The organism is Idiomarina baltica OS145 (genome assembly GCF_000152885.1).
GTDB lineage: Bacteria > Pseudomonadota > Gammaproteobacteria > Enterobacterales > Alteromonadaceae > Idiomarina > Idiomarina baltica.
In genome coordinates this window covers 1-10,552 of record NZ_CH672406.1, presented here as the reverse complement: position 1 = coordinate 10,552, position 10,552 = coordinate 1, and the positions used below count along the sequence as shown (strand labels likewise).

General features: G+C 46.1%; 10 protein-coding genes and 1 pseudogene. 8 read left to right on the top strand and 3 right to left on the bottom strand.

Annotated elements, in window-relative coordinates; all coding sequences use genetic code 11:
• From acpP to OS145_RS07565, 8 genes and pseudogenes are all read left to right on the top strand, one after another.
• Positions 1-153, top strand: a pseudogene (acpP, locus tag OS145_RS13195) (acyl carrier protein); the annotation flags it as partial.
• A 96-nt stretch (positions 154-249) separates the two neighbouring features.
• Positions 250-1,038, top strand: coding sequence for an aminodeoxychorismate lyase (pabC, locus tag OS145_RS07595; protein WP_006955740.1), 789 nt, complete (start codon positions 250-252; stop codon positions 1,036-1,038).
• Entirely contained in the window at positions 1,022-2,017 is a 996-nt protein-coding gene (mltG, locus tag OS145_RS07590) for an endolytic transglycosylase MltG (protein ID WP_006955739.1), read from the top strand. The genes pabC and mltG overlap by 17 nt, the downstream gene beginning before the upstream one ends.
• 26 nt (positions 2,018-2,043) lie before the next feature.
• Positions 2,044-2,661 carry a dTMP kinase gene (gene tmk / locus OS145_RS07585; RefSeq protein ID WP_006955737.1) on the top strand — a complete coding sequence of 206 codons (618 nt, stop codon included), beginning with the start codon at positions 2,044-2,046 and terminating at the stop codon, positions 2,659-2,661.
• The gene (locus OS145_RS13020; RefSeq protein WP_006955735.1) at positions 2,661-3,545 is read left to right on the top strand and encodes a DNA polymerase III delta subunit-related protein; all 885 of its coding nucleotides are present in this window, start codon (positions 2,661-2,663) and stop codon (positions 3,543-3,545) included. Before tmk ends, OS145_RS13020 begins: the two co-directional genes overlap by 1 nt.
• Positions 3,511-3,837, top strand: a complete 327-nt coding sequence (locus tag OS145_RS07575) for a hypothetical protein (protein ID WP_040487952.1) — start codon at positions 3,511-3,513, stop codon at positions 3,835-3,837. Before OS145_RS13020 ends, OS145_RS07575 begins: the two co-directional genes overlap by 35 nt.
• A 15-nt stretch (positions 3,838-3,852) precedes the next feature.
• On the top strand, positions 3,853-4,644 hold the full coding sequence (locus OS145_RS07570; protein WP_006955731.1) for a TatD family hydrolase: 792 nt from the start codon (positions 3,853-3,855) through the stop codon (positions 4,642-4,644).
• Positions 4,645-4,934: 290 nt separating this feature from the next.
• Entirely contained in the window at positions 4,935-6,422 is a 1,488-nt protein-coding gene (locus OS145_RS07565; RefSeq protein ID WP_006955729.1) for a bifunctional 2-methylcitrate dehydratase/aconitate hydratase, read from the top strand.
• Positions 6,423-6,445: 23 nt separating this feature from the next.
• Here OS145_RS07565 and OS145_RS07560 read toward each other — a convergent pair whose 3' ends face one another.
• The 3 genes from OS145_RS07560 to sppA all read right to left on the bottom strand — a co-directional run.
• On the bottom strand, positions 6,446-7,789 hold the full coding sequence (locus OS145_RS07560) for a sodium-dependent transporter (RefSeq protein WP_006955728.1): 1,344 nt from the start codon (positions 7,787-7,789) through the stop codon (positions 6,446-6,448).
• A 25-nt stretch (positions 7,790-7,814) separates the two neighbouring features.
• Complete coding sequence (ansA, locus tag OS145_RS07555) at positions 7,815-8,825, bottom strand: asparaginase (protein WP_006955726.1); 1,011 nt, start codon at positions 8,823-8,825, stop codon at positions 7,815-7,817.
• A gap of 38 nt (positions 8,826-8,863) precedes the next feature.
• Positions 8,864-10,552 (bottom strand): signal peptide peptidase SppA (sppA, locus tag OS145_RS07550; RefSeq protein ID WP_040487950.1); only part of this gene is annotated, 1,689 nt, incomplete at its 5' end.

The window sequence follows — 10,552 nt, the reverse complement described above, 5'->3', positions numbered from 1 at the left end:
GAAACGACTTAGGTGCTGATTCACTTGATACAGTTGAACTGGTAATGGCTCTTGAAGAAGAAGTTCGAAACTGAAATTCCTGATGAAGAAGCAGAGAAAATCAAAACTGTTCAAGCGGCAATCGATTACGTGAAGTCTCACTCTGACGACTAATAAACGGCATTGCTTGCAAGATTTTGAGAGGCGACCACAGGTCGCCTTTTTTATATCAGATGGTGCTGGGATCCCTGATATAGCCGAGGTTGAGTTATGTTCGATACGCTTTACGATGCTAATGCAGGTCTCGATCGCGGAATTCAGTTTGGTGACGGTCATTTTACGACGTTAGTATTCAAACATGGACAACCGCAGCTGTGGTCTTACCATAAGCGACGATTGCTGGTTACAAGCGAACGCTTAGGTATGCGACTCGGCGATGCATGTTTTAACGACATCGCGCAAGCCGTTTTTAAGACGTGCGAGAAACAGCAAAACGGTGTTATGAAAGTGATTGTCACGCGCGGAAACAGTCAACAAGGCTACCGTTTACCGGAGCAAGCTTCACCCAATTGGTACCTGACGACTTCACCATTACCCTCACGATTTAATTCATCGTGTCATGTGGGCTTTGCCGACATGCAACTCGGTGAACAGCCGTTGCTGGCTGGGCTGAAAACGCTTAACCGTTTGGAACAAGTTATGTTGCACAAAGAGCGAGCGGAAAGGGGGTTTGACGATCTGATTGTATGTTCGAGTATGGGGTACGTTATTGAAGCAATACAAGGCAATTTATTTTGGCGGCGTCATGATCGCTGGTTTACCCCTAAACTCGAGCGATGCGGTATTGCCGGCATATTGAGACAGGCGATACTGGATCAAGGGTTGTTACCCTCCGTCTCGATAGTTGAAGAAGAACTCACTGATCTGACTGATATTAATGCGATGTTGATTGTAAATTCAGTACGCGGTGTGATTCCCGTTTCGCAAATTCATGATAAGGTTATTGATAATACGATTCCAGCGGACCTAAAAGCCTTTACTGATGAAACGTGCGCTTAAGCTCTTAATTTTACTGTTGTCTCTCTTGATCATAGCGACTAGCGCGGTGTTTGTGTTAGTCGATTGGCGATTGGCCCAGCCATTGGCCAAAGTGGACTCAAAGGATGGCGTGTTCGAAATCGCACCGGGTGATACAGCGCGTACCATTGTTACGCGCATTAACACGCGTTTTAGTAGAGACTTTGCAACGCTTGATTATCGGTTAAGCCAAGTTTTAGTGGGTGTTGATAACCTGCCAGCTGGCGTTTATCGTGTATCGCATCAAGATACGTGGCGTTCGTTATGGGCACGTATTAAAAACAATGAAGAAGCATTATTTAGTGTTACGCTGATCGAAGGAAAGACGCTAGAACAGTGGCTAAAACAGCTACATGGTGCCGACTACCTCCGTCAATCAATCAAAAATACTCAGGCTTTATCCAACTTACTGAATATTAAGCAAGACTCCGCAGAAGGGTGGTTCTACCCCGAGACTTATCATTATCGAGCGCACGAAACAGATTTATCAATTTTGCGTCGTGCACATGCTAAGATGGTGACGCTTATCGATAGGGCGTGGCAACAGCGTAATACATTGTGCGAAGTACAGTCGCCGTATGAACTACTGATTTTAGCCTCGATTATTGAGAAGGAAACCGGCGTGTCGGGTGAGAGGCGCATGGTGTCTAGTGTATTTCATAACCGACTCCGCAAAGGGATGCGTTTGCAGTCCGATCCAACGACGATTTATGGAATTAATAATTTTGATGGCAACCTGACGCGGGCACATTTAAGGGAAAAAACACCGTATAATACCTATCGAATAGATGGTCTGCCACCAACACCGATTGCAATCCCCAGCGAGGCATCAATATGGGCAGCAGCACAGCCTGAACCGTCGGAATACTTTTACTTCGTCGCCAACAAGAAAGGTGAACACGTGTTTTCTAAAACCTTAGAGCAGCACCAACGTGCGGTGAACCGTTATCAGTTAAATTAAGAGACCGAATAGGGAAAAACGTTTAAATGGAAGGGAAATTTGTCGTCATTGAGGGCTTAGAGGGCGCCGGTAAAAGTTCTGCCATGGCGAGCGTTGTAAGCCACCTTCAAGCCAAAGGTATTCGTACCGAGACCGTAAGAGAACCGGGTGGAACACCCATGGCCGAGGCTATTCGCAGTCTTGTAAAGCAACGTTGGGAAGAGCAAGTTCAACCGGCGACCGAATTACTTTTAATGTACGCAAGCCGTGTGCAGTTGGTAAAAACAGTTATTGAGCCTGCTCTTGAACAGGGAGCCTGGGTTATTGGTGATCGTCATGATCTTTCCTCGCAAGCGTATCAGGGGGGAGGTCGCGAGCTAGGTGCCGAATTACTGGAAAAGCTAAAGGACATTGCGCTCGGCTCTTTTGTGCCCGATCTCACGTTATATTTGGATGTTGACGAGGAGACAGGCTTACAGCGTGCTCGTGGTCGCGGAGAGCTCGATCGTATTGAGGAAGAGGATATTGAATTCTTCCGACGCACGCGAACTCGCTATTTAGAACTGGCTAAACGCGATCCAAACATCGTCATAATCAATGCAAACCAAGAAATGTTAAACGTTCACCAAGCCATATTACGAGCGCTAGAGGAGCATTTGTTTTAATGAGCTTTCCTTGGATGAGACAACCCTGGCAGCACTTACTGGCAGCCTTTAAGGCGCAACGATTATCTCATGCTTACTATTTTAAACAGGCTCCCGAACAGGGTACTGAGGCGCTTGCGCAGGAATTTATCTCCTTGTTGTTATGTCGTCAACCAGGGCAAAGAGCCTGTGGACGCTGCAAGGCGTGCTTATTACGTCAGGCCAATAATCATCCGGACGTAATTCAGTTTAATGTGGATGAAAAGCACAGTACCTTAGGTGTAGATGAGGTGCGGCGCCTAACGCGTTTTATTCATCAAACAGCCAACCAAGGCGGTCGACGTGTCATTTACCTTGAAGTTATGGATAGAATGACTGAACAAGCCGCCAATGCTATTTTAAAAATTTTAGAAGAGCCGCCGGAAAATGTCGTTTGGTTATTGTCTGTTGAACAACCCGAGCGAATTTTAGCGACTTTACGCAGTCGAATGCAGTGGATCCACATTGCCTTACCTAAGCCTGAATACGAATCTGAGCAACGATTAGCTGAACAGTTGATCAGTGCCATCGATAAGCGCTCACCTTGGCCCGCTTTAGGAGCCAAACATAGCTTGCAGCAATGGCTTGACGTAAGTGAGCATGTTTTAACCGATTTATGGCGGGTGAGTGCTACAGCACCTATCGCTCAGCTGACATTTCCTGACTGTTACGAAGCCTATCGTTTGATAGTGGTTAATGGCTTAGGCGGATTAGCTCCGCTTGAGGAAAAAATACGCGATATTCGACAATTAAGACAGTTATCAACACAAGCCCGTGGGCTTAATATCGCTATAATCTTGCAGAACCATTGGTTAACTTGGACGCAAGAATATGCAACTAATCCCACAGCTGAGCTATACCTTTGATTCAGCCGAGCGACTCGCACGGCACATCACACAAATCGATAGCCAGCTTATTCTTTGGTGTCCCGTATCGGCTCAACCCCATCATGATGTGCGTATCAGTATTTTATTGCCCGACCACCTACCACCTTACGTCGGTAAATTAGTGCGCAGTGCGCACCTGATTGGTATCAATGGTATTCATTTCGCCGGGTTCATGATCAATGAGCAACACGCCTTATTACGAATGCGCTGTTTAGCCTTGATTCAGCCTCATCGGCAATTATGTGGTACCATTTTAGCTAGGTTGTTTTAGTATTTAGGAGCAAAAATGTTTGTCGACTCCCACTGCCACTTGGACAAAATCGATCCAGATAAAATTGGGCTGACTTTGCAACAAGTGGTCGACAACGCGCGCGCACAGAAAGTTGAGAAGATTTTGTGTGTGAACGTGACCTTAGAAGATTTTCCTCATATGCGAGATAGCGTGGTGGAATTCGATGATGTGAGTATATCCTGTGGTTTACATCCACTTTATGTGAATGATAACAAGACGCCACTTGCTGATATGCATGGACATCTTAAACAGCTATCAAGTGAACCTCGCGTGGTAGCTATCGGTGAAACCGGGTTAGATTATTTTTATGATCCTGATAGCAAAGCGATTCAGCAACAAAGTTTTGCAACACATATCGATGTCGCCGTTGAACTTGATAAACCTCTGATCATTCATACACGCGATGCGCGAGAAGACACATTGGCTTTGCTTAAAAATGGTCATGCTGAGCGTTGCGGCGGTGTTTTGCACTGCTTTACTGAGACTTTGGAGATGGCCGAGCGCGCGATTGAAGAACTCGGGTTTTATATTTCGATTTCAGGTATCGCAAGTTTTCGTAATGCGCAAGCGCTTAGAGATGTGGTTAAAGCACTGCCGTTGGAACGTCTATTGATTGAAACAGACAGTCCTTGGCTTGCTCCTGTGCCGCATCGCGGCAAGCAGAACCAACCCGCTTATGTGACCGATGTCGCAAAATGTGTCGCGGATACTAAAGGTGTATCGTTAGAAGAGGTTGCTCGGGTTACGACGCAGAACTTCTACAACCTGTTTAAAGGTTGTGCATAAGTTGTTGGCATGCTGTGATTTAAATGCGACTACAAGCGCCAATCAATTGATTCATTAAATTTTTAAAATTTATTTAAATTAAGTAGATCTTTCAAAAATCTGTTCTAGACTAAAATGTAGTGTCTACTTTTTAGCCACTTAATAGTTTAATTAGCGCACGGCTCATCATTTGAGCCATTCCCCTATACCCGAGGCTATTCATTTGCTTCGGGTTTTTTTTGTCCGATGTCAGCGATCGAATCTCGCTACAGCAACGTAGCCATGTAATAAATATAGCAGGGAGGTGATACGTGTCGGATCAATTTGATAGTAACGAGCGTCCAGATTTTGATATTGAAATCAAGAACATTGCTGAATACGTTGCTACGCCACTGAAAGCGAGTGATGAAGCAAAAGAGACCGCTTATGCATGTTTATTAGATTCGCTAGGTTGCGGGCTACTCGCACTAAGATATCCAGAATGTGTCAAGCATTTAGGTCCGCGATTGGGGCTCAACGCAAGCTCAGGACAGGTCCGTGTGCCTGGAACACACTTTCAACTTGATCCTGAGAAAGCGGCTTGGGATATCGGCTGCATCATTCGTTGGCTAGATTACAATGATACGTGGCTTGCCGCAGAGTGGGGACACCCCTCCGATAATCTCGGCGCTATTCTCGCCGTTGCCGACTTCGTGAGTCAACGAAATCGCGCGGAGGGGAAAGCGGCCATTGGTCTGGATACTGTTTTAGAAGCGATGATCAAGGCGCACGAGATACAAGGTAATTTAGCAATAAAAAACAGCTTTAATCGGGTTGGTTTGGATCATGTAGTGCTCGTTAAGGTCGCAAGCACAGCGGTCGCTACTTGGCTTATGGGCGGAAACCAACAACAAATTGAAGTCGCTTTGTCGCATGCATGGGTCGACGGTCAAGCGCTGCGCACATACCGTCATGCGCCTAATGCGGGCTCGCGCAAATCTTGGGCGGCTGGCGATGCATGTGGGCGCGCGGTTCGGCTTGCCGATATTGCATTAAGAGGTGAAATGGGGATCCCAGGCGCGTTGTCGGCGCCTCAATGGGGGTTCTATGATGTCCTCTTCAGCAAAACTAATCGAGACCAAAAGGTGAAGCCCGAAAGCGAGCGGCGGTTCTTTTTTGAGCGTGATTACGGGTGTTATGTTATGGAAAACATTTTGTTTAAGCTGAGTTTTCCGGCCGAGTTTCATGCGCAAACCGCCTGTGAAGCAGCTATTAAATTGCACGAGCAGGTAAAAGATAGATTAGACGAAATTGAGCGCATCGAAATAACTACACATGAGTCAGCTATACGTATTATCTCTAAGCGTGGCGCACTGAATAACCCCGCCGACCGTGACCATTGCCTACAATATATGACTGCAGTATGTCTCGCCTACGGTGAGCTCACAGCTGATCATTACGAGGATAGCTTCCATGAGCAGCATCCTAAAATTGACCAACTTCGTGAGTTAATGGAAGTCACTGAAAATGAATCCTTCAGTGCTGATTACTTAGATCCGAATAAACGTTCGATTGCGAATGCGGTGCAAGTATTCTTTAAAGATGGAGGAAAAACAGAACAAGTGACTGTTGAGTATCCGATCGGTCATAGGAAACGCCGAGAAGAGGGTATGGAAGTGTTAAAATCCAAGTTTTTAGCCAACTTGAAGACTTGCTACCCTGCGCAGCGTGCGAATCATATTATGTCTCAGTGTGATGATGCTTCATCGACTTTGAGGATGACCGCTGACGAATTTATGCAGCTATTTTCATTAGCCTAACCATGGCGTTAACTGGCAAGGCTCTAGCCTTGCCAGATAACGAGTGCGATGAGTATTGGACAGATAAACTTCACGTACCATGGCCAAATTTTCCAGAAAAGTGACCGCTCAATATCTTCTGCACCTTGCTGCAACGCCTTAAGCAGTAAGTGTTGACGCAAAATCCAAGTCAACATCACACCAAATACCAAGGCCATAATGGGCTGCATATAAACCGTACTGAAGGTGATGACGGCACCAAATAACGATTCGAAATTAACGACAATCACGCCAGAAATTAAAGTAACTATTGTTGCAATAACCCAAGTCCCAGAGTGTCGCTCAAGATTAAGCTCTTCACGTAACGCATTGACAGGTGCTTCAAGCATTGAAATGGACGATGTAATTGCGGCTATCAGCATTAGCAAAAAGAATGCAAACGCAACAAACAGACCAGCAACACCTAAGCTATCAAACATTGCCGGGAGCACAGTGAATACGAGTGTGTCTGCGGATTTTAACGTGCCATCTGCCGCGTAGATTTCTACGCCATTATTTTGTGCGACAAACATAGCCGGTAATATCAGAAGGCCCGCTAAAAACGCAACACTGGTATCAATTAGCGTCACCCAACCGGCAGTTTTAGGAATGTTTTCTTGATTGGAAAGGTACGCGCCGTAGGTCATCATCACGCAAACACCCAGCGAAAGGGAAAAGAATGCCTGTCCCATTGCGCTGATAATCAGTTCCGGTTTAAAAACCTCACTGAAGTCTGGACGCAAATACATAATCAAACCTTCAGAGGCACCCGGTTGAGCAAGAATATAAAAAGCCATACCAATTAGGAGCACAAATAGCATTGGCATGAGCCGCCGAGACCAACGTTCGATCCCTTGATTGACACCACCGCGAACGACATAGACGGTCAACAACATGAACACAAGCATCGCAATTAAGTTGCGCTCAACACTGAATTCAGTAAGCCAAGCTGCTGTTGCGTTTAGTCCAATAAGGGTCATGAGTGGAGCCAACATATATGATAAAAGCCACCCCGAGACAATCGCATAAAAGCTCAAAATAAGCGCTAGTACTAACAATCCGACAATACCAGCGATAGCGCCAAACATACGTCCAAGTTTATGTTCAGACATCGACCGTAAGGCATCAATAGGGTTGGTGCGCTTGAGCCGTCCAATGGTGATTTCAGCAACCAACATGGGATAGGCGAGTAGCAATATCATGACGAGATATACGAGCAGGAATGCCCCACCACCGTTACTAGCGGCCTGAGTAGGGAAGCCCCAAATATTGCCAACGCCTACCGCGGAACCCGCAGCGGCAAGTATGAAGCCTAAACGTGAGGCAAAAGCTGGTTTTTGAGTTGCCATATACTGTTCTTATTATTGTTGTAAATTATTGTGTTAGTTCGCCGCGCAAGTCCGTTGTAATGTGTTCAATAATGGCTTGGCGAGAGAGGTTTTGTGATAACAGATAATGCAACTTAGTGAGCGCTGCTTCAATTGTCATATCACTACCTGAGACAATACCCAGTTGCGCGAGCGCGTTGCCCGTGGCGTAACCATCCATGTTGACTCGACCTTTAAAACACTGCGTACAATTAACAATTATAATGCCTTGATCGATGCCACGCTTAAAGCTATCGAGTAGCTGTTTATCCTGTGGCGCATTACCAACACCGTAACTTTGAATGATGAGCGCCTTTACCGGTTGCTGCATCATATTATCAATTAACTTTGCCGAAATGCCAGGATAGAGCATGACAACGCCAATTGGCTGAGGCGTCATCTCTGCTACGGACATGGGGACCGTAGGCGGTTTACCTAACTCACCGGCATTGAGCTTTATTTGAATTCCGGCTTCCAGCAAGGAGGGGTAATTAGGTGACGAGAACGCATTAAAACCATTAGCATCGGCTTTAGTGGCGCGATTACCTCTAAATAAGGTGTTGTTAAAAAACAGGCTGACCTCATTGATCGGGTAGTTAGCGGCAATATATAACGCATTAAGCAAATTAATTTGCCCGTCTGATCGTAAAGCAGAGAGCGGTATTTGAGAGCCTGTCACAATCACTGGTTTGCTTAGGTCTTGTAACATGAAAGAGAGAGCGGATGCGGTATAAGCCATGGTATCAGTACCGTGCAGTATGACAAACCCGTCGTACTGATGATAGTTACGCTCTATATCTCGCGCGATACGAACCCAATCGCTAGGGGTCATATCTGACGAGTCCATGAGCGGTGTATACTCATGGATATCGAAGCGAGGCATTTCATCCCGGAAAAACTCAGGTAGATTTTCGACACATTGGCTCAGGTGTCCCGCTGCTGGGACATAACCCTGAGCCGATTTCTTCATACCTATGGTACCGCCTGTATAGGCGACGTAAATATTCTTACGCTCCAAACTCTACTCCAAAGGGTGACTGTGTGTTGAGACACAGTTTACCGCGGTTGGACGCACAGTGCACAGTAGGTATAGATATTTTTTGGATCATTAAAGTTTTGCAACGCCTGAGACTCGCTCACAACATGTCTTACGTTACGAATCAACCAGTTTTGTTCATTAGATACGAACGGCCATGATAGGCTTGTTTGACCCATCAAATTGGCGAAAAACTGTTGTTGCGGGCTTAAATCTTGAGTAATAGTGTTAACCGTATAATCATTTAAATCCGCACGTTTAGCTGCCGCCTGTATGGCATCATCAAAGTCACCTAAGTTATCAACCAGGCCACGCTCCAGTGCTTGACGTCCTGTCCAAATACGACCTTGTGCCACGTCGTCGACAGCTTCAGGGGTCATATTGCGTGCTTCGGCGACCATGGTGATAAAGAACTGGTAAAAGTTCTCAGTTGAGCGTTGCAAGATACGTGCTTGACTGTCGCTGATACCTTCAAGGGTATTCAGTGACTCAATTTCTGTGGTACTCACGCTGTCACTATGTACGCCAATTGCAGCAGCACTGTCTTCCAACGTCATGACCAAGCCAAATACACCGATTGAGCCAGTGATTGTAGTTGGCGCCGCCCAGATTTCGTCCGCTTCAGCGGCAATCCAGTAGCCACCAGAAGCGGCGACACTGCTCATTGACGCAATAACGGGGATTCCTTTTTCTTTTAGCTGCAGAATTTCTTGACGAATAATTTCTGAAGCGAAACCACTACCACCCGGTGAGTCTATGCGCAAAACGACTGCCTTTGTACGTTCATCCTCGCCTGCTTTACGCAATAGGGCAGCTGTGCTGTCACCGCCAATCATGCCTGCGCGCTGTGTGCCATTGACAATTTGCCCACGGGCTACCACAACCGCAATTTGATCTTTCTTGGATTCAGCAAGAGGGTTAAGATCTTCATCAGGTTCAGTAATGTAGGATGAAAAACCAATGTTACGGAAGGTTTTCGCATCTTCATCGTAACCTGACAGGTTAATCAACTCATTGCGAATTTCGGTGCGTGTTTTAAGTGCGTCGACAAGGTTGGTATCGAGTGCCATTTGCGCCATATCGCCATTCGCTGATTCAAACGCCGCCATATAGTCGTCAAGCTGACCGCTAGTGATAGTGTCTGAAAGTTGACGTTGTGCTGTGACATCTGCTTTGAAGTTTTCCCACATCGCATCATACAAATATTCGTTCGCTTCACGCGCTTCGTCGGACATTGAATTACGTATGAAGGGTTCAACCGCTGCCTTATAGGTACCGACCTTAAATACGTGTGGCTTGACTTTAAGCTTATCGAGTAGCTCTTTGAAATAGACTTGGGAATAATCAAACCCATCAAAAGCGACTGAACCTAAAGGGTTTAAATAGACTTTATCCGCGTACGAGGCGAGATAATATTGGTACTGCTCAAAGTAATCGCCAGCAGCGATGATAGGTTTTTTACTGGTTTTAAAATCACTCAGAGCCTCACCAACGGCCTGTAACTTATTCACACCACTTGGGTACAGTGCCGAAAGGTCGAGGTATAATGCACCGATGCGATCATCAGTTTTCGCTTTCTCGATGGCATCAATGACGTCTGATAATAGGACCTCAGGGATCTCATCGTCAGCACCAAATGCACGATTAAAAAATTGGTCGACCGGGTCACGGTATGTCTGTTCTTCGACCAAAATACCGTGAGGGTTCAA